The 301-nt window shown below is 43.9% G+C and carries 1 protein-coding gene; it reads left to right on the top strand.

What is annotated here, in order from left to right; genetic code table 11:
• Window positions 1–2: 2 nt before the first annotated feature.
• Window positions 3–301, top strand: a 299-nt coding sequence (locus tag DW036_RS25310; RefSeq protein ID WP_369906917.1) for a hypothetical protein, incomplete at its 3' end; no start/stop codon positions are given.

Here is a 301-nt window from a genome sequence, read left to right as displayed (position 1 = left end):
GCATGAAACACATTGAAAAATGGAAAAAATGGCGTATTCTGATATACATAGGTGTGTTGGGTACGTTGTTAGCCTGTACAGAACAAATGCTGCACGACGATAATTCGCCTACGGACGAACTCACCGTATCAGTAGCCCGAGAATGGTATGATAGTCAGTATGCTCCAATAGTAATGACACGTACATGTGAGGAGGATGGGAAAGAATTACCTGTAAAGCCTGATTGGAAGGGAGCTAAAACGAGTTCCTGGGGGCGATTTGAAACCGTGGAAACTCCTATTCTGACGAATGGAGTACACTT

It is taken from the genome of Bacteroides sp. AF39-11AC (assembly GCF_003474285.1).
In the GTDB taxonomy this organism is placed as follows: Bacteria; Bacteroidota; Bacteroidia; order Bacteroidales; family Bacteroidaceae; genus Bacteroides.
This window is presented reverse-complemented; position numbering and strand designations above follow the sequence as displayed.